Source organism: Cryobacterium arcticum (assembly GCF_003185895.1).
In the GTDB taxonomy this organism is placed as follows: Bacteria; Actinomycetota; Actinomycetes; order Actinomycetales; family Microbacteriaceae; genus Cryobacterium; species Cryobacterium arcticum.
In genome coordinates this window covers 701,833-727,465 of sequence record NZ_QHLY01000012.1, presented here as the reverse complement: position 1 = coordinate 727,465, position 25,633 = coordinate 701,833, and the positions used below count along the sequence as shown (strand labels likewise).

General features: G+C 67.8%; 20 protein-coding genes. 9 read left to right on the top strand and 11 right to left on the bottom strand.

Going from position 1 to position 25,633, the window contains the following annotated elements; all coding sequences use genetic code 11:
- The first annotated feature begins 121 nt into the window (after positions 1 to 121).
- Positions 122 to 1,957, top strand: a complete 1,836-nt coding sequence (locus CTB96_RS13065; RefSeq protein WP_427846505.1) for a DEAD/DEAH box helicase — start codon at positions 122 to 124, stop codon at positions 1,955 to 1,957.
- Positions 1,958 to 2,113: 156 nt separating this feature from the next.
- Complete coding sequence (locus CTB96_RS13060) at positions 2,114 to 2,593, top strand: Lrp/AsnC family transcriptional regulator (protein WP_066595420.1); 480 nt, start codon at positions 2,114 to 2,116, stop codon at positions 2,591 to 2,593.
- A 190-nt stretch (positions 2,594 to 2,783) separates the two neighbouring features.
- Here CTB96_RS13060 and cspE read toward each other — a convergent pair whose 3' ends face one another.
- The 5 genes from cspE to CTB96_RS13035 all read right to left on the bottom strand — a co-directional run bounded on the left by cspE (position 2,784) and on the right by CTB96_RS13035 (position 9,890).
- Entirely contained in the window at positions 2,784 to 2,987 is a 204-nt protein-coding gene (gene cspE / locus CTB96_RS13055; RefSeq protein WP_035840308.1) for a transcription antiterminator/RNA stability regulator CspE, read from the bottom strand.
- 250 nt (positions 2,988 to 3,237) lie between these two features.
- On the bottom strand, positions 3,238 to 4,077 hold the full coding sequence (locus CTB96_RS13050; RefSeq protein ID WP_110127311.1) for a DUF3097 domain-containing protein: 840 nt from the start codon (positions 4,075 to 4,077) through the stop codon (positions 3,238 to 3,240).
- A gap of 10 nt (positions 4,078 to 4,087) precedes the next feature.
- Positions 4,088 to 7,489, bottom strand: a complete 3,402-nt coding sequence (locus CTB96_RS13045; protein ID WP_110127310.1) for an error-prone DNA polymerase — start codon at positions 7,487 to 7,489, stop codon at positions 4,088 to 4,090.
- A gap of 38 nt (positions 7,490 to 7,527) precedes the next feature.
- A complete protein-coding gene (locus tag CTB96_RS13040; protein WP_248283371.1) occupies positions 7,528 to 9,126 on the bottom strand; it encodes a DNA polymerase Y family protein in 1,599 nt (532 codons plus the stop codon).
- Between the two features lie 5 nt (positions 9,127 to 9,131).
- Positions 9,132 to 9,890 (bottom strand): hypothetical protein, encoded by a 759-nt coding sequence (locus CTB96_RS13035; RefSeq protein WP_146215819.1) that lies wholly within the window; start codon positions 9,888 to 9,890, stop codon positions 9,132 to 9,134.
- 84 nt (positions 9,891 to 9,974) lie between these two features.
- On the opposite strand from CTB96_RS13035, the gene CTB96_RS13030 reads away from it, so the two are divergent.
- The 3 genes from CTB96_RS13030 to CTB96_RS13025 all read left to right on the top strand — a co-directional run bounded on the left by CTB96_RS13030 (position 9,975) and on the right by CTB96_RS13025 (position 11,852).
- Positions 9,975 to 10,700, top strand: a complete 726-nt coding sequence (locus CTB96_RS13030; protein WP_110127307.1) for an SOS response-associated peptidase — start codon at positions 9,975 to 9,977, stop codon at positions 10,698 to 10,700.
- An 87-nt stretch (positions 10,701 to 10,787) separates the two neighbouring features.
- On the top strand, positions 10,788 to 10,952 hold the full coding sequence (locus CTB96_RS20545) for a hypothetical protein (protein WP_181397253.1): 165 nt from the start codon (positions 10,788 to 10,790) through the stop codon (positions 10,950 to 10,952).
- Positions 10,953 to 11,003: 51 nt separating this feature from the next.
- Complete coding sequence (locus CTB96_RS13025; protein ID WP_110127306.1) at positions 11,004 to 11,852, top strand: SMP-30/gluconolactonase/LRE family protein; 849 nt, start codon at positions 11,004 to 11,006, stop codon at positions 11,850 to 11,852.
- A 27-nt stretch (positions 11,853 to 11,879) separates the two neighbouring features.
- On the opposite strand, the gene CTB96_RS13020 is transcribed toward CTB96_RS13025, so the two are convergent.
- Positions 11,880 to 12,527, bottom strand: a complete 648-nt coding sequence (locus tag CTB96_RS13020; protein WP_248283370.1) for a DUF1345 domain-containing protein — start codon at positions 12,525 to 12,527, stop codon at positions 11,880 to 11,882.
- A gap of 126 nt (positions 12,528 to 12,653) precedes the next feature.
- Here CTB96_RS13020 and CTB96_RS13015 point away from each other — a divergent pair, with 126 nt between their 5' ends.
- Complete coding sequence (locus CTB96_RS13015; protein ID WP_110127304.1) at positions 12,654 to 13,577, top strand: J domain-containing protein; 924 nt, start codon at positions 12,654 to 12,656, stop codon at positions 13,575 to 13,577.
- 24 nt (positions 13,578 to 13,601) lie between these two features.
- On the opposite strand, the gene CTB96_RS13010 is transcribed toward CTB96_RS13015, so the two are convergent.
- Entirely contained in the window at positions 13,602 to 14,492 is an 891-nt protein-coding gene (locus CTB96_RS13010) for a hypothetical protein (RefSeq protein WP_110127303.1), read from the bottom strand.
- Between the two features lie 64 nt (positions 14,493 to 14,556).
- On the opposite strand from CTB96_RS13010, the gene CTB96_RS13005 reads away from it, so the two are divergent.
- Both CTB96_RS13005 and CTB96_RS13000 read left to right on the top strand, forming a co-directional pair.
- Positions 14,557 to 14,928: a hypothetical protein gene (locus CTB96_RS13005; protein WP_110128479.1), complete on the top strand. Its 372-nt coding sequence runs from the start codon at positions 14,557 to 14,559 to the stop codon at positions 14,926 to 14,928.
- Between the two features lie 56 nt (positions 14,929 to 14,984).
- Positions 14,985 to 16,580: an ABC-F family ATP-binding cassette domain-containing protein gene (locus CTB96_RS13000; protein ID WP_110127302.1), complete on the top strand. Its 1,596-nt coding sequence runs from the start codon at positions 14,985 to 14,987 to the stop codon at positions 16,578 to 16,580.
- A gap of 132 nt (positions 16,581 to 16,712) precedes the next feature.
- Here the strand turns inward: CTB96_RS13000 and CTB96_RS12995 are convergent, their stop codons facing one another.
- Positions 16,713 to 19,184 carry a glycoside hydrolase family 94 protein gene (locus CTB96_RS12995; RefSeq protein ID WP_110127301.1) on the bottom strand — a complete coding sequence of 824 codons (2,472 nt, stop codon included), beginning with the start codon at positions 19,182 to 19,184 and terminating at the stop codon, positions 16,713 to 16,715.
- Positions 19,185 to 19,524: 340 nt separating this feature from the next.
- On the opposite strand from CTB96_RS12995, the gene CTB96_RS12990 reads away from it, so the two are divergent.
- Positions 19,525 to 21,567 carry a glucose PTS transporter subunit IIA gene (locus tag CTB96_RS12990; RefSeq protein ID WP_110127300.1) on the top strand — a complete coding sequence of 681 codons (2,043 nt, stop codon included), beginning with the start codon at positions 19,525 to 19,527 and terminating at the stop codon, positions 21,565 to 21,567.
- A 97-nt stretch (positions 21,568 to 21,664) separates the two neighbouring features.
- Here CTB96_RS12990 and CTB96_RS12985 read toward each other — a convergent pair whose 3' ends face one another.
- Genes CTB96_RS12985 through CTB96_RS12975 form a run of 3 tightly spaced genes read right to left on the bottom strand, consistent with a single transcriptional unit; the run spans position 21,665 to position 25,586 of the window.
- Complete coding sequence (locus CTB96_RS12985; RefSeq protein WP_110127299.1) at positions 21,665 to 23,689, bottom strand: beta-galactosidase; 2,025 nt, start codon at positions 23,687 to 23,689, stop codon at positions 21,665 to 21,667.
- Entirely contained in the window at positions 23,689 to 24,618 is a 930-nt protein-coding gene (locus CTB96_RS12980) for a carbohydrate ABC transporter permease (protein ID WP_110127298.1), read from the bottom strand. Before CTB96_RS12980 ends, CTB96_RS12985 begins: the two co-directional genes overlap by 1 nt.
- Positions 24,615 to 25,586, bottom strand: a complete 972-nt coding sequence (locus CTB96_RS12975) for a carbohydrate ABC transporter permease (protein WP_110127297.1) — start codon at positions 25,584 to 25,586, stop codon at positions 24,615 to 24,617. Before CTB96_RS12975 ends, CTB96_RS12980 begins: the two co-directional genes overlap by 4 nt.
- Positions 25,587 to 25,633 lie beyond the last annotated feature (47 nt).

Below are 25,633 nucleotides of genomic sequence, written 5' to 3'. Positions count from 1 at the left end.
TACTCCACCTGACTTCGGATCCGCTTTCCGGGAACCCTCGCATCGGGAGACCACTGAACCCGGATTGTTCCCGCCGGCCTCCGGCCCCGGGCAGCCCGATTACGCCCCGACCGGCGGCTTTCTGGCCGACACCGTCGACACGCCGCCCGTGTTCGGCCCGGCCCGCGGCCCCGCCGGCACCAGCGCCGCCGAGCACCTCTCGCCGTCGTTCCCCGAGCGCGCCGCCTGGGGCACCGCCAGCAAGCTGCGGGCCTGGCAGGCGGAGGCGCTCGAGGCGTACTTCCAGCACCAACCGCGCGACTTCCTCGCCGCGGCGACACCGGGTGCAGGCAAGACCACCTTCGCCCTGCGCCTGGCCGCCGAACTCCGCGCCCGCCGGGTGATCGACCGCATCACCGTGGTCGCGCCCACCGAGCACCTCAAGCGCCAGTGGGCGGATGCGGCGGCCCGCGCGGGTATCCGGCTCGACCCCGGCTTCAAGAACGCACACGGCCGCTACGGCAGCCACTTCCACGGCATCGCCGTCACCTACGCCCAGGTGGCCACCAGGGCCGCCCTGCACCGCGAACTCACCCAGGCCAGCCGCACCCTGGTGATCCTGGACGAGGTGCACCACGGCGGCGACGCCCTGAGCTGGGGCGACGCCATCCGCGAGGCCTTCGACCCGGCCACCCGGCGGCTCTCCCTCACCGGTACCCCGTTCCGCTCCGACACCTCGCCGATCCCGTTCGTGACCTACCTGCCCGACAAGCACGGCATCCGGCTGTCGCAGAGCGACTACAACTACGGCTACGGCCGCGCCCTCGAAGACGGCGTGGTGCGGCCGGTCATGTTCATGGTCTACGCCGGGCACATGAAGTGGCGCACCCGGGCCGGCGACGAGATGGAAGCCAAGCTCGGCGAGGGCAACACCAAGGACATCACCTCGCAGGCCTGGCGCACCGCCCTCGAGCCCAGCGGCCAGTGGATCCCCGCCGTCTTGCGCGCCGCCGACGCCCGCCTCACCGAGGTGCGGCACGGCATCCCGGATGCCGGCGGACTGGTCATCGCAACCGACCAGACCACGGCTCGGGCGTACGCGGCCATCCTCGAGGAGATCTCGGGCGAGCCGGCTACCGTCGTGCTCTCCGACGAGAAGGAATCCAGCGACCGGATCGACGAATTCTCGCACAACACCCGGCGCTGGATGGTGGCCGTGCGGATGGTGTCGGAAGGCGTCGACGTGCCGCGACTCGCCGTCGGCGTCTACGCCACCAGCGCCTCCACCCCGCTGTTCTTCGCGCAGGCGATCGGCCGTTTCGTTCGCGCCCGCCGCCGTGGTGAGACGGCGTCGATCTTCCTGCCCAACGTTCCCGGGCTGCTCAGCTTGGCCAACGCCATGGAGCTCGAACGCGACCACGCTCTCGATCGCAGCAACCGCGACGACGGCGACGACGGCATGTACAACCCCGAGGACGCCATGGTGGCGGCCGCGAACAAGACCGAGAAGGCGTCTGACGACCTCGGCGAGGAATTCACCTGGCAGGCCCTGGACTCCCAGGCCACCTTCGACATGGTGATGTTCAACGGTGACGAATACGGCGAACTGGCCGAGCCCGGCACCGACGAGGAATTCGACTTCATCGGCATCCCGGGCCTGCTGGAACCCGAGCAGGTCTCTGAGCTGCTGCGCCAGCGCCAGCAACGCCAGTCCAAGCGCGGCGCCGACCGTCGCACCGCGGCCGCCGCCGTGCCGGGGGCGCCGCCGGAGCCGATCCCGCTCTACCGCACGCTCAAGGAGCAGCGCACCCTGCTGGGCAGCCTGGTGGGGATGTGGTCGAAGCTGTCGGGGGAGCCGCACGCCATGGTGCACGCTGAGCTCCGCCGCCTGTGCGGGGGACCGGCGGTGGCGCAGGCCAGTGTCACTCAGATCCAGAAGCGCATCGACCTGCTCCGCCAAAGGCTCGGCCGCAGCTGAGCCGTACCGGACGGTCGCGGTCCGAAGCATCCCATGGGGGTCGCAGATCAGGTGGCGCAATGCCTGCGAAACCAAGCTGTGACGCAGTTGATGCACGGGCGGCTGCCAGGGTCGCAGAACGGTCGATAAACTGGGCTGCAACGAAAGAGAGCCTGCATGGATTCCAAGAAAGCCGATCTTGACCGCGTCGACCGGGCCCTGCTTCGTGCGCTCTCGGTCAACGCGCGGGCGTCGGGCGCTGCCCTGGCCGCTGAAATCGGCGTCGCCGAGTCCACGGTCTCGCTGCGGTTGCGCCGTCTGCAGCAGCTGGGCCACATCCGTGGCTACCGGGCCAACATCGACCTGGCCGCGCTCGGTGCCTCCCTGCAGGCCCTGATCTCGGTGCGCCTGGCCAAGCATGCGCGGGAACAGATCGACGACTTCCGCAGTGCCGCCCCGCACTGGCCCGGCGTGATCGGCCTGTTCCACACCGCCGGCGCAGACGACTACCTTCTGCACGTTGCGGCGGCGGATGCTTCGGACCTGCGAGACTTCGTGCTCGAGCACTTGGCGGAGCACCCGGCCGTGGCTCACACCGAGACGAACCTCATCTTCGAGTACGTCGACGGCGACGGCTGGCAGGACCTGGTCAAGTAGCTAGCCCCGCCGTCAGCTCCACTCGTACGAACTGTTCCCCGAACGGACGTCTGCGCCCGGCGTACCGGCCGCAGATGTCCGGACGGGGAACATTTGTGTGCCTGGGACTCGCGGAGCCGGGTTAACAAAACAACGCCCCCGCCGAAGCGGGGGCGTTGCTGACAGCTGTGTGTAGCTGACGCGACTCTATTTAGAGGGCGCGGATGTTCTCAGCCTGGGGACCCTTGGGGCCCTGGGTGACCTCGAATTCGACCTTCTGGTTCTCGTCGAGCGACTTGTAGCCGTTCGAAGCGATCGCAGAGTAGTGAGCGAAAACGTCGGCGCTTCCGTCGTCGGGAGCAATGAAGCCGAAGCCCTTTTCAGCGTTGAACCATTTCACGGTACCTGTTGCCATTATGAAACTCCTCCAGGAGTGTTAGAAAGGCCCCGACTTTCGAGGCCGTTCGTCGCGGTATTCGTCGTCCGCTTCCGAAAGGAATAAGCCCGTACCGACCGAAGTCAATACGTTTTTTAGACGTGCAAGCACTACAACTACTTCGACAACACTAGCCCACATCGCTCGGTCTCCGTGGAGATCTGTGCGAAAAAAGGATCAAAGTGTTACGAAATTTGACTGAAATGCCCAAAGTTGCTGCCGCGTGGCATCAGTCGACGGTGACGAAGTCGATGAGCTGTTCCACCCGGCCCAGCAGCGCCGGTTCGAGGTCGGCGTAACTGCGCACCTGGCCGAGGATCCGCTGCCACGCCCTGGCGATGTCGGCCTGGTCCTCGTGGGGCCAACCGAGCGCCGCGCAGATGCCGTGCTTCCACTCGATCGAACGAGGGATTTGCGGCCAGACCTGCAGATTCAGTCGGGCGGGCTTCACTGACTGCCAGACGTCGATGTAGGGATGCCCGACCACGAGAACGTGCCGACCGTGCGGCCCACGAGCCACAGCGTCCGCGATCCGGCTCTCCTTCGACCCGGGCACAAGGTGGTCCACGAGAACCCCGACCCGGCGGGTGGGACCGGGCTTGAATTCGGCCAGCAGTTCGGCGAGGTTGTCGACACCCTCGATGTATTCCACGACGACGCCTTCGATCCGCAGGTCGGCGCCCCAGACTTTTTCCACCAGTTCGGCGTCGTGGCGACCTTCGACGAAGATCCGGCTGGCTCTGGCGACCCGGGCGGGCGCGTCGGCCACGGCCAGAGACCCCGAGGCGGTGCGTGCCCGTGCGGCCGGCGCGGCCGTGGTCGGCGGCACCAGCACGACCGGCTCGCCGTCCAGCAGGAACCCGGCACCGAGGGGAAAGAGGCGGAGCTTGCCGTGCCGGTCTTCGAGGGTGACGACCTTCTTCTCGACCCGGATCACGGCACCACAGAACCCGGTGGCGACCTCCTCCACCACCAGGTCGCGCACCGCCTCGTGTTTCGGGACCACGCGGCGCCCGGCATCCTTCCAGCCGGCGAAAAGCACGTCTTCGGAGTATCTGTCTTCGTTCACTGGATCGACGCTAGCGGAAGTCCCGCGACGACGTGTGGGCCGCCACGGTCAACGGTTCGAACCTGTCCGCGATCAGATTGACCACCCCCTCCGGGGAGCGCTCGAGGATGCCGCGGATCATCAGGGCGGGGGATTCCCGGGCGATCCTGCGGAAGTGTGTCCAGACGCCGACGCTGACCACGACGTTCACGTTGCCGGTCTCATCTTCGAGGTTGATGAAGGTGACGCCGTTGGCGGTGGCGGGCCGTTGGCGGTGCGTCACCACTCCGCCGACTTCGACCCGCCGGCCGCTCTCACTGGTGGCGAGCTGGTCGGCCCTGAGTGCGCCCCGCGCGGCCAGGCCCGCCCGGGCATACCGGATCGGGTGGTCGTCGGTGGAGACCCCGGTGGCCCAGAGATCGTAGGCGACCTGTTCCACCGGGGTCATCAGGGCAAGCAGGGGTGGCTGAACGGTCTCGAAGGAACCGCGCAGGTGGTCGTCGGTGTCCTGGGCAGCCTCCCCGGCCGACCACAGTGCCTGCCGGCGCTCCAGGCCCAGCCCGTCGAAGGCGCCAGCGGTGGCCAGGGACTCCAGCTGTTCGGTGTTCAACCGGGCCCGCCGAGCCAGGTCGTTCATCGACCGGAACGGGCCGAAGGCCGTACGGTCCGCCACAATCCGTTCCGCCACTGCGGCGCCGATCGACCGTACCTCGGCCAAGCCGAGGCGCACCGCCAGTCCCGCGTCCCTGCGGTGGCCACGGTCGTCCACCGGCAGACTGCGGTCATAGTCCGGCACCGCCGGCTGGTCATGGTCGAGGCAGCCCGGCCGGCCGGCCGGTTCCGTGCCTCCCGACGGCAGCGACTCCATCCCGGCATCGACCCCGGAGAGCTGCACGTCGGGCCGGAGCACCGTGACACCGTGCCGGCGGGCATCGGCCACCAACGATTGCGGAGAGTAGAAACCCATCGGCTGAGCGCGGAGCAGGGCGGCGAGGAACACGCCGGGATAGTGCAGCTTCAACCAGGCGCTGGCATAGACCAACAGGGCGAAGCTGATCGAGTGGCTCTCGGCGAAACCGAAATTGGCGAAGGCCTCGATCTTCTCGTAAATCTGGTCGGCGAGGTCGCCGGTGATGCCGTTCTCGGCCATCCCGGCGTAGAGGGTCTGGCGCAAGGAAGAGATCTTCTCCACGCCCCGCTTGGACCCCATCGCCCGGCGCAGGAGGTCGGCGTCCTCTCCGGTGCAGCCGCCCACCGCCATGGCCATCTGCATGAGCTGCTCCTGGAAGAGCGGTACGCCGAGGGTGCGCTCGAGCACGGGTTCGAGTTTCGGGTGCAGGTAGGTCACCGGTTCCTGGCCGAGCTTGCGGCGGATGTACGGATGCACGGCTCCGCCCTGGATGGGGCCGGGCCGGATGAGGGCGATCTCTACCACGAGGTCGTAGAACCGGCGCGGCTGCAGGCGCGGCAGGGTACCCATCTGCGCCCGGCTCTCCACCTGGAACACGCCGATGGAGTCGGCCCGGCAGAGCATGTCGTACACCCCGGCCTCTTCACGCGGCAGGGTCTCGAGGCCCCAGGTTTCGCCGAGAGACTCTGCCACCAGGTCGAAGGTGTACTGCAACGCGGCGAGCATCCCGAGTCCGAGCAGGTCGAACTTGACCAGGCCCATCCAGGCGCAGTCGTCCTTGTCCCACTGCAGCACCGTGCGGTTCTCTTTGCGGGCGTGTTCGATCGGGCAGACTTCGCCGACGGGCCGGTCGGTGAGCACCATCCCGCCGGAGTGCACACCGAGGTGGCGGGGAAATCCGAGCACCTCGGCGGCGAGACCTGCGACCTGGTCGGGGATGTCGTGGTCGGGGCTGGAGACGGAGGCGCCCCACCGTTCCACCTGTTTGGACCAGGCATCCTGTTGGCCCGTGCTGTAGCCGAGCGCCTTGGCCATGTCACGCACGGCGAACTTCGGGCGGTAGGTGATCACATTGGCCACCTGGGCGGCATTGAGTCGACCGTACCTCTCGTAGACGTACTGGATGACCTCCTCCCGCCGGTCGGAGTCGAAGTCCACGTCGATGTCGGGTTCTTCCTCACGCAGGCTGGAGAGAAACCTCTCGAACGGCAGCCGGTAGTAGATCGAATCGACCGCGGTGATGCCGATCACGAAACAGACCGCGGAGTTCGCCGCAGACCCGCGCCCCTGGCAGAGGATTCCGCGCCCCTTGGCGAACTGCACGATGTCGTGCACGATCAGGAAGTAGCCGGGGAAATCCTTGGCCTCGATCACGGCCAGTTCCTTTTCCAGACGATCCCGCACATTGGCGTTGTACCCCGGGTACGCCCGTTCGGCGCCCTCCCAGACCAGGTGGCGGAGCCAGCTCATCGGCGTGTGCCCCTCCGGCACGTTCTGCCGGGGGAGCCGGGGCCTGGCGCGGCGCAGGGAGAAGGCGAGCTCGTCGGCGAGGGTCACGGTGCGGGCGACGGCGTTTGGATACCGGCCGAACCTGGCCTGCATCTCGGCACCACTGCGAAGGTGGCGCGTGGGCGCTCCGGGCAACCAGCCGTCCATGTCGTCGAGGCTGCGTTGGGCGCGCACGGCGGAGAGGGCGGTGAACAGCTTGAAGTCAGCAGGCTGGGCGTAGTGCACATTGTTGGTGGCCACCACGGGCAGCCCGGCTCGCGCTGCCAGGCCGGCCAGGACATCGTTGGAGGTGCTGTCCTGCGGCTGGCCGTGGTCGAAGAGTTCCACATTGACCGCGTCGTGCCCGAACAGGTCGATGAGTCGGTCCAGCTCCGTCGCGCAGGCGCGTTCGCCGTCCTGGCGCAGTGCCTGGCGCACTGCCCCCGAGTTCGAGCCGGTCAGGATGCTCCAGTGCCCGTCCGCGCGCTCGGCCAGTTCCTCGAGTTCGTAGACCGGCCGCCCCTTCTCGCCGCCGGCGAGCTGGCCGTGGGTGAGGGCGCCGGCCAGACGGTGGTAGCCCTCCTGGCCCCTGGCCAGCACCACCAGGTGGGTTCCTTCCGGCTCCGGGACACCGTTCTGACGCCGGGTGAGGCCCAACGAGAGCTCCGCGCCGAACACGGTGCGAATGCCCGGGTGACTCTCCGCTGTCTCGGCCAGCCGCACCGCCCCGTACAACCCGTCGTGGTCGGTCAGCGCCAGCGCGTGCAGGCCGAGCAGGGAGGCTTCCTCCAGGAGTCGCTCCGGCGAACTCGCGCCATCGAGGAAACTGAAGTTGGAGTGCGCGTGCAATTCCGCGTACGGAACCGTCGGCTCCATGACGGCAGACGTTTCCGCCGGGGGAGCGTAGGGCTGCCGGTGCCGCGACCAGGCCGGGCTGTCGCCACCGTCGGCCTCAGGGGGCGGGCCGCCCGGCCTCCGGTCGGAGAGCCGACGTTCCAATTCCGACCAGGGGATCGGCGGATTATTGAATCCCATCTGAATCCTCCGTTTCCTTCTCACTGTGCGGGCCGCGTTCAGTCATAGCGGGCCTCCGCCTGCCAGCCGTTGTCACCGAGGGCGAGCAACCAGGCGTTGCCGGTGTCATCCACGAGCTGCAGCCGGTGCACGGCGCGCAGGTTGGCGGAATCCCACCAGCGTTCAAGCACGGGCCACGGCCCGGCCCAGGACGACACCCCCAGCAGCGACTGTCCCGTGCGGCTGGAGAATCCGGCTGGTTGCCCGGATAGCCTGCCGCGGTCGTCGACACCGACCACCGCACCATCCGACCCGACCAGGGTGACCGGAATCGGAGCCCGGTAGACCGTGGCGGGGAGCAGGCCACCCAGGCTGCCGGCCCAGGGGCGCTCAGCCTCGGCGGCGCGCACGTCGGCGGCACCGTCATCGCCCCACGGCACCCAGCGCTGCCGGTCGGCGAGCATCCGGCCGCCACCGATGACGGCTGTGACCACCCCGTCGTGCCCGACGAGTCCCTGCACCCGGGTCAGGGCGTGGTGGATGCGTTCGTCCGGCCCCGTTCCCCAGAGGCCGTCTTCGTGGTTGGCGACGGCATCCACCCGGTCGGGCGTGAAGGCGACCCGCACGACTGCGGCGGCGAGGCCGGAGTCTGCCCTGCCTTCGCCCTGCAGCTGCCAGCGCACCCGGTCGATCAGGTCGGTGGCGCTGAACCAGCGGGGGTGGCGCCAGGTGCGTTCCGTGAGCAGGCCGTCTTCGGTGCCGACGAGGATGGTGACGATGGTGCAGACCAGGGCGTGTTCCCGCAGGGTGCGCACGAAGAGTTCGGCGGTGCCGCGCAGAGCGAACGCGAGCTGGTCGATCCGGTCGAGGGCCGGTTCGAATTCACGGAACTGGTCGAACACCGGAGTGGGTGTGCGGGGCACGATCTCGTCGTGCTCACGGCCGGCCGCCCGGGCGTGGGCCTGCGCTGCCGCGGCCCCGAACCGGTGCCGCACGTCTTGTGCCGGCAGCGCGGCGAACTGGCCCAGGGTATGCACGCCGAGCCGGGCGAGCAGGGTGCCCAGAGCCGGGTCGGCCACCGTCGACACCGGCAACGGCGCCAGGAAGGCGGCAGACCCGCCGGCCGGCAGGATGCTGATGCGGTCCTCCGGCTGTGCGGGGTCGGTCGGCGCCGCCGGTGCCGATTGCGATGCCGGTCCGCGCCTCGCGGCTTGCTCGGCAGCGAAGGGGCCGTCCGCGATGCCCGCCCTGGCTTGGGGGAGCCCGGCGCCGTGCAGGTAGCCGAGGAGGGCCGTGGCGGCTTCGGTCTCGCCGCCGTAGTAGCGCACCGGGCCGCGGGCGCGGATCGCGCAGGTGCCCGGCCGCAGCACGGCCACACCGGGGGTGAGGGCTTCGATCCCGTCGAGCACGGGGTCGAAGGCGCGGCGGTCGAGCACAGGGTCATAGGGCAGCACGAGCAGGTCGGTGCAGCGGAACTGCGCCTCCCGGAGCGTGAGCCCGCGCCGCACGCCGCGCGCACGGGCCTGAATCGACGCGGCAAAGACGAGGCCGCGGTCGATCAGAGCCAGGGGAGCATCCGACTGTATGTCCGTGGCCGATCGGGCAGCCAGCACCGGCCAGTCGGGGCACCAGAGCACGATGGTTCGCTGCCGATTCACCGGGGTCACCCCGCCACGGGATGCCGGCTCGTGGCGCCCACGGGGAGTTCGGACCGGTCGCGCCCGGAGGTGCCGTCGGCGCGGTCGCGGCTGCTCTCGGGCAGGTGCAGTCGGACCGGGCGCCCCCGGGCACCGCCCGGCGCGCTCCCGTTGCGGCCGACGACGGCAACGTCGAGGTCGCGGCCGGACAGATAGCCGTGCCCGGCCGCCAATCCCTCCCACCGGGTCGCGGTGACCCGCAGGCTAGCCTCGTTCTGCGCCCAGGCGCCGGCCACGATCAGGGTGCACCCGGTCTGGCGAAGCCGAGCGCCGAGCCTGGACGCCTCGGCATCGCCGACCCCCCGCTGGGGACGCACGACCACCAGGGGCAGTACGTCTACCAGCGCCGCCGTCACGGCCAGCCACTGATCGCCGGGGTCGGGTACCAGCACCAGCCTGCCGAGGTCGATCCCGAAGCCGGTGGCAGCCTCTGCGCCGAAATCGGGCAGTCCCACCACCGCGCTCCAGGCACCCTCGACGGCGGCGGAGCCGAGCAGGGCCATGATCAGCGAGGTGGAATTGTCGACCGTGTAAACGGTGCCGGTGCGCAACACTCCACCGGGCAGAAGCGCAGCCAACCCCGCGGAGACCGGTCGGCCCGGCGCCTCCCAACGGTCACGCTGCATGCCCTGGATGCGCGCCTGCAGCGCGCTGACCGCGGCGGGGTCGGCCGACCTGACCGCTGGCGGCGGTCCGGCGGCTGACGACGGTAGAGGAAGGGACATTCTTCAATTTTCGAACAGAGATTCGAATTAGTCAACCGGTGTGGATAACCGGGAGTGGCTGCGGGCGCCCTGTACCCTGAGGCTATGTGTGGGCGATTCATCATTACCGATTCGGCGCCTGACCTCGCCGCCATGTTCGACGTCGAGCACGAGGGCGAGAACCTGCCGGAGCCGTCCTGGAACGTGAAGCCGACCGAGCAGATCCCGATCGTGCTCGAATCGATGAAGAGCGATCCGGCGGTGCGGCGACTGGAGTCCGCGCGCTGGTCACTGGTGCCCACCTTCTCGCCCGAGCTGAACGCGGCCTTCGCCACCTTCAACGCCCGAGCAGAGACCGTGGCCGACAAACCCACCTTCCGCACCGCCTTGGCCAAAACGCGGGCGATCATCCCGGCCACCGGCTACTACGAGTGGCACACCGAGGGCACAACGAAGACGCCGTATTTCGTGCACTCCGACGACGGCCTGCCGCTGGCCCTGGCCGGGCTCTACTCGTGGTGGCGCAATCCGGCCCTCGGCAACGAAGACCCGGCGCGATGGGTGCTCACCGCCACCATCCTCACCGGACCCGCCCAGGGCGCGCTGGCCGGCATCCATGACCGGATGCCCGTCGTGCTGCCCGAAGAGTGGTGGGACCAGTGGTTGAACCCACACATCCCCGGCGACCAGGAGCTGGTGGACGGCGCGCTGGAGGCCTCAACGGAAGCCGCGGCGGGGCTGGCGTTCTACCGGGTGGCACCGATCACCGGGAACGCGCCGGAGCTCCTCGAGCCGGTCGGCCCCGAGGTGGAGGTCGGCTACACCGCGTAGCCCGCCCGCTCCCCGCATCGGCCCCGACCTAGTACTCTCGAACCCAGCCCGGAACGCTTTCGCGGCACCGTTGAGAGGACCCAGACCATGCACATTCTTTCCTTCGTCATCGCGATGGCCGCTTTCGTTCTCGGGATCTGGCTCTTCGGCCTGGCTTTCTCCGTCGACGCCTGGCAGGGTGCGATCTTCTTCTCCGGCATCCTGGCCGTGAGCGCCGCCATCGCGATCCCCGCCCACGTCCTGCGCGACTGAGCACTCGTCAGCTCGGTCCACTGATTTTCGGCTCCACAGACAAGGGCACCCATGCGCGCTGAGCAATTGACCGACCCGATCACCTTCCACGGCGAGGGTCCGGTGTGGTCACCGGCCTGGGGTGGGTTGCGCCTGGTTGACCTGTTCGCGGGCGACGTGCTCACTCTCACCGACGACGGTGAGCCGGTGCGCACGCACCTGGACGCGATCGCGGCCGCACTTCGGCCCCGCAGCGCCGGCGGCGCCGTTGTCGCGATCGAACGCGGCTTCGCCCTGGAAGACCTGGACGGCACTCTCACCCGGCTGCCGGAGCTGTGGGCGGACCCCGGCGTACGCATGAACGACGGTGGCGCGGCTCCTGACGGCTCCTTCTACTGCGGCTCGATGGGTTATGACCAGGCCACCGGCGCAGGATCGCTCTACCGGCTCGCACCGGATGGCACCGTCACCGTGGAGCTGACCGGCGTCACCATCTCCAACGGGTTGGAGTGGAGCCCCGACGGCACACTGGCCTACTACAACGACACTCCGACCGGGCGCGTCGATGTCTTCGACTGGGCGCCGGGCACCGGCCTGACCGGGCGACGCACGTTCGCGGAGATTGCCGAGGCGGATGGCTATCCCGACGGCCTCACCGTCGACAGTGACGGCGGAGTCTGGGTGGCGCTCTACGCCGGTGGCGCGGTGCGCCGCTACTCGCCGGAGGGCGTTCTCGACGAGGTCATCGAGGTGGCTGCCGGTCGGGTCACAGCCTGTACCTTCGGCGGCGCCGATCTGCGTCAACTCTTCATCACGACCTCCCGCGAAGACCTCGCTGCCGGCGAGGACCCGCTGGCCGGCTCGATCTTCATCGCCACGCCCGGCGTGACGGGGCTGCCGGCACGCACTTTCGCCGGCTGACCCCAGCCGCTCGTCGCTCACGGACGTTCAGAGGCCGGCCACCAGGTTGATCAGGGTCGCCAGGATGATCGACCCGAACAGGAACGACATCAGCGCGTGCCGCAGCACGGCGGAGCGCATGGCCGACGAGGTCAGGGACGTGTCGGAGACCTGGAAGGTCATCCCGATGGTGAACGCCAGGTAGGCGAAGTCGGCGTAGCGCGGCGCATCCGGCTGGTTGAAATCAACGCCGCCGTCGTCGCCGGCATAGTAGATGGACGCGTAGCGCAGGGTGAACAGGGTGTGCACGAGCACCCAGGACAGGGCGACGCCGACCACGGCCAGGGCGGCGAGGAAGGCCTGGCCGGATCCGGACGCGCTCCGGGCCTGCAGCAGAACGATGAGGATGCTGCCCAGGCTGGCCAGGCTGGCCACGATCAGGAGCAGGTCGGTGATCGGCCGAGAGGGATCCTCCCGGGTGGCGTGGGTCGCCGTGTTCGCCGGATCCAGCGGTGCCACGGTCACCCAGACGCTCACGATGTAGAGCACAGCGGCAGCCGCCCAGCCGAGCGCGGGAGCCAACAGCCAGTCGCCGAACAACCCCGCGGCGAGTCCGACAAGAATACCCACGGCGGCCATGACGAGAAGCCGGGTGCTGGAACGGCGTGCGCGGGGGACCGGAACTGTTGTCTTCACCCGCTGATCGTCGCACGAAACCGTGCCGGAGCGTGCCGGCCCGCGGTGTCGGCGAGATTCCAGAAAGGCTGGTTAAGCTGGCATCCGAACGAATTTCCCGTTCCAGGCCGAAAGAGACCCGCGAGAATGTCAGACAGTCCGGCCGCGACCAGCCCCTATGAGGTGCTGGGCGTGAGCCCATCGGCGACCGACGAGGAGCTTCGACGCGCCTACCGGCGCAAGCTCCGTCAGTCGCACCCGGATGTCGGCGGATCTGCCGCTTCCTTCCACGCTGTGCAACTGGCCTGGGAGCGCATCGGCAGCCCGGAGAGCCGCGCCGCCTACGACGGCGCCCGGTACCCGGAGACCTCATACGCCGGCACCGCCGGCGGCACCGCCAGTGCACGGCCCTCATCGTCGGGCATGAAGGCCAGGATGCACGGCCACCCCGGGGGTCATTCCCGGCAGCGCTATCTGGCGCTGCTCCGCGAATGGGCCGGACGGGGTACCACCATCGATGACCCCTATGCCCCTGACCTGATCCGGTCGGCGCCGCGGGAGATCCGGCACCGCCTCGCCAAGGCCCTCGCCGAAGAGAGCACCGCCCAACTGATCTCCGGCCTCGGCATCGGATACACCGCGTGGCATGACGTGGCGACCCGCGAGGACACCGAGAAGATCGATCACGTTGTGCTCGGCCCCGCCGGCCTGTTCGCGATCCTCTCCGAGGACTGGGGCTCGCCCGTGCAGCTCAAGCGCACCGAGATCGTCGGGGACGCGTTGGAACCCGGCGAAGAACCACTGGACGAATTCGCCACCGCCGCGCGCATCCTGGCCAAGTCGTTGCGGGTGCGCTTCACCGCCCTGATCGTGGTCGCCCCGGACGAAGCCGTGCCTGAGTCGATGTCTCTGCCCAGCCGCGGCCGGCGCCCCATGGTGGTGGTCATCCCCAGGTCACGCCTGGTCGGGGTGCTGCGTGATGGCATCGCCGGCATGGAGCGCGGCAGCTTCGAGAAGGTCTTCGAGCTGCGCAGTGTGTTGCAGAACGGCATCCGCTTCGTCGAAGACTGAACGGACACCCGAAACCGACCCGGGCTAGGCGGGCACAACCTCGCCGAGGCCGAGCTTCTGCACCCAGAAGGCGAGGAACGCAGCTCCCGCCTCGTCGTGGATGAGGTCGCCCTCCACGATCACGGGGTACGGCCGGTCGAGGATGCCGTCGGCCGGGCGCACATCCACGTGCGCCACGTCGAAGCCGGCCGCGAACAGGTGATCGGCCATCTTGTAGTCGCTGCGCGAGTCGCCGACCGAGCGCCAGACCCGGGGGAGGGTGCCGCCCTCGGCGAAGAACGCCAGGGCGCGCTCGGCGGCGTGGTCCTTGTCGAGGTCCACCGATTCGATGTCGGTGGAGATGATGGTGGTGTCGATCCGGAACGGCACCGCTCCGTCTGCATCGGGGGAGACCAGCTCACCGAAGCGCACACCGAGCCCGTGTTCGACCATGATCGCGTACGCGGCAGCTTCGAACGAGGCCTGCGCGAGATGGTAGGCGGCTCGGCTGACATCCGTGCGCTGCTCGACGGACACCATGGCGAGCTTGGTCTCGTCGAAGAACATGGTGTCGGCGTAGTCGGTGGCCACCAGGTCGCGGATGCGGCCGGCCACGGCCTCGGGGAGCGCGACGCTGGAATCGACGACAACCTCTCCCATGCCGGCGGCGGTGATCGGGAACCAGACGGCGCCTTTTTCGCATACCCCGTACATGCGCATCTCCTGCGGTAGTCCGGCGGCCACCAGCGGCGTCACGACCTGCTCGCTGATGAACTCGGCCGACCGGCCGGTGATGAAGCCGATCGGCACGTTCGCGCCGGCCAGGGTGATCAGGTCGGTGATGATGCTCGGCGTGCTGATCGTGCGCGTGTCGGGGCTGGCGATCGGACCGTCGACATCGAGGAGAAGGCCGAGGGGAGAGAAGGTTTCAGGCATGATCCATTGAACCAGTTCGACTTCGGGACCGGTGACCGGCCGCCACCGCCTATCGTTGAACCTGATGATTACCAGACGAGAGGCAGCGCTCCGCCTCGACATACCGCTCGAGATGGCGCAGCGCCACGACCTGCCCAGCCGCATGACCGAAGCAGAGCTCGCCGAGATCGAGTCGAACCCGCCGGCGTGGCTGGTGCAGTCGCGGGCCAACCGCACCGGCAAGAAGCCCGTCTGGATCGAGCTCACCTGCAGCGTCTGCGGATTCACCGAGGCGGCCCGGCCGAAGAAGTGGTGGCCCACCTTCACCTACCTCAGCTGTGACCACCACGGCTACGACGAGCTGCCCGCTGTGGCGCCCGGCCTCAGCCGCCGCGAGGTCGACGGCATCGGCAACCGCTTCATCGGCATCGTCGACGCCGCCGAGCACAGCGACTGACCCCCGCAGACCCTACAGAACTTCACCCCGCGTGCGAACGCGAGAGAGCAGCACCCATGAGCCTGATCCGGCTGAACGATGTCAGTGTGCGTTTTGAGAACACCCAGGTGTTGCGCGAGACCTTCTTCCGGCTGGAGCCCGGCGACCGGGTCGGCATGATCGGCCGGAACGGTTCGGGCAAGACCACCCTGATCAAGCTGATCCTCGGCCAGGTGACCCCGGATGCCGGCACCGTCACCATCGACGACGGCGTGAAGATCGGCTACTTCTCCCAGTTCTCCGAGCTGAACGGCGAGGCCACGATCACCGAGGTGCTCGACGCCCTGTTCGTGGAGATCAAGGCCGTCGAGGCCGAGCTGGCCTCGATCGACGCGGCCATCGGCGCCGATTCCTCCGCCAGCGCCGAACTCGACCGGTTGATCCACCGGCAGTCCGAGCTCTTCGGGGAGATGGACCGGTTGGACGGCTGGGACTACCCGCGCCGGATCGACGCCGCCCTCACCATCCTGGGCTTCGACGAGGCCCACCGCACGTGCCCGATCGACGACCTCTCCGGTGGTTGGCGCAACCGCGCCGCCCTGGCGAAGATCCTGCTCGAGGCTCCCGATGTTCTGCTGCTCGACGAGCCCACCAACTACCTCGACGTCGCCGGCGTCGAATGGCTGGAGACCTGGTTCCGCGGTTTCCAGGGCGCCGCGGTGATCGTGTCGCACGACCGCACCTTCCTCGACGCCGTCGTGACCCGCATCATCGAGCTGGAGAACTTCCACCTGCACGAATACCCGGGCAACTTCGGCGAGTACGTGGTGCAGAAGCAGTTCCGGCTGAAGACCCTCGAGGCTCAGTTCGTGCACGAGTCCGAGCTGCTCGCATTCGAGTCCGAGGGCATCGCCGACCGGCGCGAGGCCCAGAAGGCCGCCAGCCGCAAGCTCGGCACCCAGCTGGCGACCATCAAGAAGTCCCGGACGCCGCGCCCGGTCGACAAGATCATCACCGAGATCTACGGCAACCTGCACGTGAAGGATGTGCTCTGCCGGGTGGAGATGCTCAGCAAGGCCTATGGCGACAAGGTGCTCTTCGACGACCTGAGCTTCGAGATCCGCCGCGGCAACCGGATCGTGGTGCTCGGCGCCAACGGCAGCGGCAAGACCACCCTGCTGCGGGTGCTCACCGGCGAGGAATCGGCGGATTTCGGCGAGGTGGACTGGGCCAAGGGCGCCGGCATGGTGTCGTACAACCAGGTGCTGGCCGAGCTCGACGACACCGACACGGTCAGCCACGCCGTCAACGCACTCGAGGGCAGCCTGGCGTTCACGGCCACCCGCAAGTCGGTGAACCGGTTCCTCACGATGTTCCAGTTCTCCGAGGCGGACCTCAAGCAGAAGATCGGCAACCTTTCCGGCGGGCAGAAGGCCAGGGTGGCCATGGCTCAGTGCCTGCTCTCCGGCGCCTCTGTGCTGCTGCTCGACGAGCCCACCAACCACCTGGACATGTCCAGCACTCAGGTGATGGAGCGGGCGCTTCTGCACTTCCCCGGCGCTGTGGTCGTGGTCAGCCACGACAGGTTCTTCACTGACAAGATCGCCAACCGCCGCTTGGTCTTCGGCCAGCCCGGTGCAGCACCCGGCGAGGTCGAGGTGGCCGTAGCCTGACCGGCCGCCGGGCGCGCCCGCGCGTGCGGGTCTGCTCCTGCGGTGCGCGGGCAACGCGCCGGTTCGCGGGTGGCGTGCCACCCGCGAACCGGCGCACTACCCGCGAATCGGGGTTCGGGCCGGCGGAGCCGCCTACAGGGTTGCTCGAACCTGCACCGTGGTGCCGGCGGGGGCGTACGGCACCGTCCGGCCCTCGATGGCCACGCCGTCCACCTCGAGGCTCGCGCGGGAACCCTCCCGACCGGAGTTGGCGACCGTGATCACGTAGGTCGCCCCACGGGCCTGCCGGGTCACGGTGAACTCCGTGACGTCCGGTCCGATCTGCGGGTCGACGACCAGGCCGTCGTGGTCGGTGCGCACTCCGAGGAGGTACTGCGACACCGTCACGAAGTTCCACGCCGCCGTACCGGTGAGCCAGGAGTTCTTGGCCTCGCCGTGCCGGGAGGCCTCCTTGCCGGCGATCATCTGCGCGTAGACATACGGCTCGGTGCGGTGCACCTCGGAGATGTCCTCCCGGTAGGCCGGGGTGATCTTGCGGTAGTGATCGAACGCCTTGGCGCCGCGGCCCAGCACCGTCTCACCGATGATCACCCAGGGGTTGTTGTGGCAGAAGATGCCGCCGTTCTCCTTGTATCCCGGGGGATATGTCGACACCTCGCCGAGCTCGATGCGGTAGCTCTTGTACGCCGGGTATTGCAGCACCAGGCCGTGCTCCGAACCGAGCAACCGGTCCACGGAGTCCAGGGCCTTGAAGGCCGGGCTGCTCTTCGACGGCGTGCCGTCGGCGTTGTGCTCGACGCCCACTCCGGCGAGAACGGCGAAGCCCTGCGGCTCGATCCAGATCTGGCCCTCGGTGTCTTCGTTGGTGCCGATCTTGTTGCCGTAAAAGTCGTAGGCGCGCAGGAACCAGTCCCCGTCCCACCCGTCGGTCAGCAGCGCCTGGCTCATCGCCGCGGCCGCGGTGCGGGCGCGGCCGGCTTCCACCGGGTCGCCCCGGCGCTCGGCGATGGTGGCGTACTGTCCGGCTGCGAGCACGAACTGGGCCGCGATGAAGGTGGACTCCGCCACCCCGCCGGCCTGGTTCTCGGTGGTCTGGAAGGACTCGCCCGGCGTGGTGGAGAAGCAGTTCAGGTTCAGGCAGTCGTTCCAGTCGGCCCGCCCGATCAGCGGGAGGCCGTGCGGGCCGAGGTTGTTCAGGGTGAACTCGAACGACCGGGTGAGGTGCGTGTAGAGCGTCTCAGCGAGGGCGTCGTTGTTGTCGAACGGAACGACCTCGTCGAGGATGCTGACGTCGCCGGTCTCCTTGAGGTAGGCATCCACCCCGATGATCAACCAGGCGGGGTCGTCGTTGAAGCCGGAGCCGAGTTCGTTGTTGCCGCGCTTGGTGAGCGGCTGGTACTGGTGATAGGCCGAGCCATCCGGCAGCTGGGTGGCCGCGATGTCCAGGATGCGTTCGCGCGCGCGATCCGGGATCAGGTGGACGAAGCCCAGCAGGTCCTGGGTGGAGTCCCGGAATCCCATGCCGCGTCCGATACCGGTCTCGAAGTACGAGGCCGAGCGGCTCATGTTGAAGGTCACCATGCACTGGTACTGGTTCCAGATGTTGACCATGCGGTTGAGCTTGTCGTCGGGGGAGGTGACCGTATAGGCCGACAGCAGGTCGGTCCAGTAGACGCCCAGGGCGTCGAAGGCCGCATCCGCGGCCTCGGTGGTCGCCAGTCGGGCCAGCAGCGCCTGCGCACGGGTCTTGTTGATGACCTGCTTGGCGTCGTCGGCCCACTTCTCCTCACCGTTCTCCGGCGTGTTCTCCACGTAGCCGAGCACGAAGACCAGGTCGCGGCTCTCGCCCGGCTGCAGGGTGGTGTCGACCTGGTGGGACGCAATGGGGTACCAGCCGGAGGCCATCGAGTTCTGGGCCGTGCCCGCGTGCGGCACCTTGGCCTCGGCCAGGGTTTCGTAGAGTCCCACGAAGGTTTCCCGGTCGGTGTCGAATCCGGCGATCTCGGCGTTCACACCGTAGACGGCGTAGTGGTCACGACGTTCGCGGTATTCGGTCTTGTGGTAGATCGCGCTGCCGTCGACCTCGACCTCGCCGATGGAGAGGTTGCGCTGGTAGTTGGTCTGGTCGTCCTGGGCGTTCCAGAGGCAGAACTCCAGGTAGGAGAAGAGGGAGAACGTCTTCACCTGGTCTGACGTGTTGGTGATCGTGACCTTCTGCACCTCCGCGGTCTCGCCGAGCGGCACGAAGTAGAGGGTGGAGACCTTGAGGCCGCCGCGCTCACCGGTGATGCGCGTGTAGCCCATGCCGTGCCGGGTCTCGAAGAAGTCGAGATCCTTCTTCATCGGCAACCAGCTGGAGGTCCAGACGTCGTCGCCGTCCTTGATGAAGAAGTAGCGTCCGCCGGAGTCGGTGGGGATGTCGTTGTAGCGGTACCGGGTCAGGCGCCGCATCTTGGCGTCTTTGTAGAAGGTGTACCCGCCCGCGGTATGCGAGACCAGCGAGAAGAAGTCCTCGCTGCCGAGGTAGTTGATCCACGGGTAGGGGGTCACCGGGGTCTCGATGACATATTCCCTGGCTTCGTCGTCGAAGTGGCCGAACTTCATGCTGCACCTTTTCGGTATCCACGGACCGGATGTTGCGGCGATTCAACATCCTGAATCCGCCGTCGCAGCCGGGCCTCGTCTAAATGAGAGCGCTCTCACGGCGCTTGCGTCGACTCTAGCAGCAGGAACGGGCGAGCCACCAGAGCGCCGCGAGCCGCACCCGGTGTGCGGACAACGCCACGCCCGGGCCTAACGGCCCTGCAGAAGTTCGGCGCGAACCGTGTAACTTTCAAGAGGTGTGTGTGATTTAACAGTGTTTTCTCAGTCGACCAACCCGGTGCAGGCTGAGCTGTTGCAAGCGGAACCACGCGGTTGCAATCCACACCATAAGGAGATCCAGGTGGCGACTTCACCCGCTAAAGACATTATTCAAAGCATTGGAGGGGCCGAAAACGTCGTCGCGCTCACCCACTGTGCCACGCGTCTGCGCTTCACGCTCAAGGACGCATCCGGCATCGACCAGTCGGTCGTTGAGGCGATTCCCGCCGTCCTCGGTGCCGTTCCCCAGAGCGGGGACCGTTTCCAGGTCGTCATCGGCGGCGCTGTCGAGACCGTGTACAACGAGATTCTCGCGCTCCCGTCGATGAAGAACATCGGTTCCGGCGAGTCCGCAGACGACATCAAGGCCAAGGAACGTGCCAAGGGCCCCCGCGGCAAGTTCGCCGCCCTGGACACCTTCTTCGAGGTCCTCTCCGACTCGTTCCGCCCGATCCTGGGCGCACTGCTGGGTGCTTCGCTCTTCATCACCTTCATGGCCCTGATGGCCACCCTCGGCGTCATTCCCGCGTGGAACGCTCCGGGTGTCACCCTGGAACCGGGTTGGGCCTTCATCAACCTGATGTGGCAGGGCGTCTTCGTCTTCCTGCCGCTCATGGTGGCCTACAACGCGTCCAAGCGTCTCGGCGCCGACCCGTGGGTCGGCTTCGGCATCATGGCCGTCGTCATGCTGCCGGGCTTCTCCGCCCTGGCCGCCACCGACGGCGCCCAGACCGTCTTCGACGGCAAGGCCGCCATCGTCTCGATCTTCGGCCTGCCGCTCACCGTCACCGACTACAGCTCGCAGGTCTTCCCGCCGCTGCTCATGGCGGCCGCTCTCGGCCTCCTGACCAAGGGCCTGAAGAAGATCATCCCGGCCAGCGTGCAGCTGATCTTCGTGCCGTTCCTCAGCATGCTCGTCATGATCCCCGTCACGGCCTTCCTCATCGGCCCGATCGGCGTCTTCGGCGGAGCGGCCATCGGCGAGTTCCTCAAGTCCATCAACGACTTCTCACCGCTGATCTTCGCGATCGTCATCCCGTTGGCCTACCCGTTCATGGTTCCGCTGGGCCTGCACTGGCCGCTGAACGCCGTGATGCTGCTCAACATCCAGTCCCTCGGCTATGACTTCATCCAGGGCCCGATGGGCGCCTGGAACTTCGCGTGCTTCGGTGCGACCGCCGGGGTGCTCTTCCTCGCGATCCGCGCCAAGAACAGCCAGATGAAGCAGACCGCAACCGGTGCACTCGCGGCCGGACTCCTCGGTGGTATCTCCGAGCCGTCGCTGTACGGCATCCACCTGCGGTTCAAGCGCATCTACCCGCGCATGCTGGTCGGTTGCCTCGTCGGTGGTGTCATCATCGGCCTCGGCGGTGGCGTCACGACCAACGCGTTCGTGTTCACGTCGCTGCTCACCATCCCCGCGTTCAACAACATCCCGCTGTACGCGGTCGCCGTCACGGCGTCGTTCTTGACCGCGATGATCCTCGTGATCCTCTCCGGCTACCTGTCGCCCGAGCAGAAGGCCGAAGCGGCCGCTCAGCTCGCCGCTGACACCGCGATGGAAGAAGCCAAGCACGCTCCCGTGGCAGCTCCCGTTGCCGTCGCGACCAGCACGGCCACCGCTGCGGCACCCGCCGCCGGCGGTACGGCGACCCTGGTCGCCACCGTCCTGGCCACGATCGGTTCTCCGGTCGCCGGCATCGTGGTTCCCCTCGATGAGGTGCCGGACCCCGTGTTCAGCAAGGGCATCGTCGGTCTCGGCGTCGGAGTCGACCCGACCGAGGACACCGTGTACGCACCCGCTGCGGGCAAGGTGCTCGTCGCCCAGCCCACCGGCCACGCGTTCGGCCTGATGCTGGACGGCGGCATCGAAATGCTCATCCACGTGGGCATCGACACCGTGAACCTGGCCGGCAATGGCTTTGACGTCAAGGTCAAGGCCGGCGACCGGGTCGAGGCGGGCACCCCGCTGGTGACCTTCGACCGCGCCATCATCGAAGCGGCCGGCTACTCGCTGGTCACCCCGGTGCTCGTGACCAACCCGAAGAAGTTCGGTTCGATCGACCAGGCCGCCACCGGCCACGTCACGGTCGGCAGCCCGCTGCTCACGGTCACCGCGAAGTAGGAACGACCAAGCACGACGCGTCACACCAGACGCACCGGAAGGTGGACAGGAGATCTCCTGCCCACCTTTCGGCGTCTTTCGTGCCCGGCTCTCGGGTTCAGGGGGTACCAGCGGTCGCGATGATGACCACACCCTGCGGGTGCAGCCGCATCCCGGATGTCGGCGCACCCGTGATCACGTCGGTGCCGTCGACGAGAATTTCGGCGGGTTCCTCGCCGTGATTGATCACGAACACGTGCTCCCCGCGCCGCACGGACTCGACCTGGCCACCCCTGGTCACCGGCGCGGGCAACTCGAGACCGGCGTCCAGCGCGATGCTGGCGGCGAGCCGGCGCAGGGCGTCCGGCTCCGGCAGCGTGGCCACGTACCAGCCGGCTCCACTCCCGGTCGTGCGCCGGGTGACCGCCGGCCAGCCGGCCAGCGCCCCCTCGGTGAATGTCGCGACGGTCTCAGCATCCTCCACCCGCACGAACTCTGCCCAGACCTGGCCGGCCGCGGCACCGCCGAAGATATCGCCGCGAATCGGAACGTCCGGGGGAATGCCCGACCCGAGGTTCTGCAGGTCAGGTGCGGCCGGTGGCGCGAACTCCTCGATCCACAGCCCGAGCGCCCGGCGCAGAGGTTCGCCGAGGTATCCGCCCAGGCGCACATGCAGGTTCTCGTCGGTGATCGCCGTACCGAAGCCCACGACGAGGGTGCCCGTTTCGGCGAAGGCGGCAAGGTTCGCCACCTGCGCATCGCTCGCGGCGACGTGCGCCGGGGCGACGACGATGCGGTAGGCCGACAGGTCGGCGTCTGACCGAACGAAGTCGACGGTGAGACCCAACGAAGTCAGTGCCCGATGCCAGGCGAAGAGGGTCTGCACGTAGGACACGTCGGTGGGGGAGGCCGGTTGCTCCAGTGCCCACCAGCTGTCCCAGTCGAGCGTGATGGCGACATGCGACAGCACCCGACTGCCCGCGATCGCCTCGTTCCCCGTGCGGGCGGAGAGGAGCGCCAGCTCCTGGCCCAACTGCTCGACCTCGCGCCACAGCCGGGTGTCGGTGCCGGAGTGCGGCACGAGCCCGGAGTGGAATTTCTCCGACCCGGCCGCGGATTGCCGCCACTGGAAGAACAGGATGCCGTCGGCGCCCCTGGCCACGGACTGATACGACCAGGCTCGCATCTGCCCGGGCGCTTTCGCGGCGTTTCGCCGCCGCCAGTTGACCGCGCTCGGGGACTGCTCCATCAACAACCAGGGTTTCCCGCCACCGAGAGAACGCATGAGGTCGCGCACCATTGCCGCATAGGCCGGCGAGTCGGGGTCGGCGGGATCCGGGTAGGTGTCGTCGCTGACGACGTCCACCTCGCGCGCCCACGCCCAATAGTCGACGGCCTTGAAGAAGCCCATGAAGTTCGTGGTGATGGGCACCTCTGACCGCTCCCGGATGATCGCCACCTCCGCCCGGTAACAGGCCAACAGCTCGTCGCTGGAAAACCTGTCGAAGTCGAGCAGCTGGGTCGGGTTGCGGAAGGTCGGAGCGGCCCGTGGGGGCGAGACCTCGTCGAAGGAGTCGTAGTGCTGCGACCAGAACGCCGTTCCCCACACCCGGTTGAGCTCGTCGATCTGGCCGTACTTCGCGCGCAGCCAGCTCCGGAACGCCTCCGCGGACACCTCGCAGTAGCAGTGGCTGACATGACAGCCATACTCATTGTTGACGTGCCACAGCTCGAGCGCGGGGTGGTCGGCGTAGCGCTCGACCAGACGCCGCACGAGCTCCGCCGCCCGCTCCCGGTACACGGGCGAGCTCGGACAGTACTGCTGACGGCTGCCGACCGAGAGCCGCACACCGTTCTCGGTCACCGGCAGGGTCTCCGGATGCCGCAGCGCCAGCCAGGGCGGCGGCGATGCCGTCGCGGTGGCCAGGTCGACACGCACGCCGCCTGCGTGCAGCAGGTCGAGCACCTCGTCGAGCCAGCCGAAGTCGTACTCGCCGGGCCGCGGTTCCAGGCGTGCCCAGGAGAACACCCCCACAGTGGCGAGCGACACCCCCGCTTGGTTCATCAGCCGTACATCGTCGTCCCAGATCTCCCTGGGCCACTGCTCGGGGTTGTAGTCCCCGCCGTACCAGATCGTCATCATCAGCCCTTCACCCCGCCGCTGGCGAGACCGGATTGCCAGTACCGCTGCAGGAATAGGAACGCAATCACCAGCGGGAGGATCGACACGAACGATCCGGTGATCACGGTGGAGAACAGGGCTTGGGCGCCGCCGCCCTGTGAGGCCGCGGACTGCAACTGGGCCAGGCCAACGGTGATCGGGTACAGCTCGGAGCTGTTGAGCATGACGAGCGGCAGGAAGTAGTTGTTCCAGGTCGCCACGAGGGAGAACAGGAACACCGTCACCAGACCAGGACCCAGCAGCCGCAGCCCCACCTGCCAGAAGATCCGGAATTCGCCGGCGCCGTCCACCCGACCGGCCTCGATCAGGCCGTCGGGGATAGCATCGGCCGCGTAGACGCGCATGAGGTAGACGCCGAACGGGCTGACCAGCGACGGGATGATGATCGCCCACGGGGTGTCCGTGAGACCGGCCTGCGAGAACAGGAGGTAGGTCGGCAGGGCCAGAGCGGTCAGTGGGATCATCACGGCGCCGAGGGTCGCGCTGAAGAGGATCTTCTTGCCCGGGAAGTCGTATTTCGCGAACGCGTACCCGGCCATGGTGGCCAGCAGCGTCGCACCGAGGGCGGCGGTGACCGAGTAGACCAAGGTGTTGAGCATCCAACGCAGGAAGATCCCATCACGCACGGTGAAGAGGGTCTGCAGGTTCTCCCAGAGCGAGAAATCCCCACCGAACCACATCCCGAACGTCGAGAAGAGCGCCGAATTGCTTTTCGTCGAGGAGACGAACAGCCACCACAGCGGCAACACGAAGTACAGAACCAGGAGCCAGAGCAGCACCGTGAGCAGGAGGCTGCGGCGCCCCTCGGGCGTGTACCGACGACGGTTCCGTCGGGGTGTCGCCGTGCCGTCGCCGGCGGTCACCAGCAAACGTGTATCCGTGGTCGTCATGGCTGGGTCTCCCTGTCTGCGGCGCCGACCCGTTCTCGGCGTTCCCCGGCAAGCTGCACGAAGTACGACACGATCGCGATCACGAGTCCGAGCAGGAAGGCGATGGCGGCGGCGTAATTGAGCTCTTGGTTGATGAACGCGATGTTGTAGCCGTAGTAATTCGGGGTGAATGAATTCGAGATCGCCGCGGGAGCGATCGCATTCAGCAGGCTGGGTTCGGCGAACAGTTGGAAGGAGCCGATGATGGAGAAGATCACCGTGAGCATGATCGCCGGCCGGATCGCGGGGATCTTGATGCTCCACGCCAGCCGGAACTGGCCCGCACCGTCGATCTCGGCCGCCTCGTAGAGCTCGGCGGGAATCGACCGGAGTGCCGCGTACATGATGATCATGTTGTAGCCGACGAATTCCCAGGTCACGATGTTCATCATCGAGCCGAGGATGTTCTGGGCCGACAGGAACTCCGGGGTGCCCAACCCGACCGCCCTCGCGACCTGCGCGATCGGTCCGAAGTCCTCGCCGTACAGGTAGCCCCACATCAGTGTGGCAACAACTGCCGGAACAGCGTACGGCGTGAAGATCAGCAGCCGAACGGCCTTGGACCCCCGGGCGCGGGTGCTGTCGAGCGCGAGAGCCAGGAAGAGGGCCAGGCCGAGCATGATGGGCACCTGGATGATGAAGAACAGGCCGACCCTGCCGAGGCTGCCCAGGAAGGCGGAGTCGGTGAGGGCGCGGGCGTAGTTGGCCAGGCCCGCGAAGACCTCGCCGCCGATCAGCTTGCTCTCGAACAGGCTGAGGTAGAGGGAGTAGACCAGGGGCACCACCAGCATCGTGAGGAACACGACGAAGAACGGCAGCAGGAAGAGGTAGGCCGCGAGACGCTGTTTGCGTTTTGCTGGACTTGTTCGACGTTTCGGCAGCTGGATGCTGGCGGGGCGCTCGTCGGTGAGCGCCGGGGAGTGCGACATTGCAACTCCTTCTGTGTGAAGGGAATGGATCGGCATTCAGACCCAGG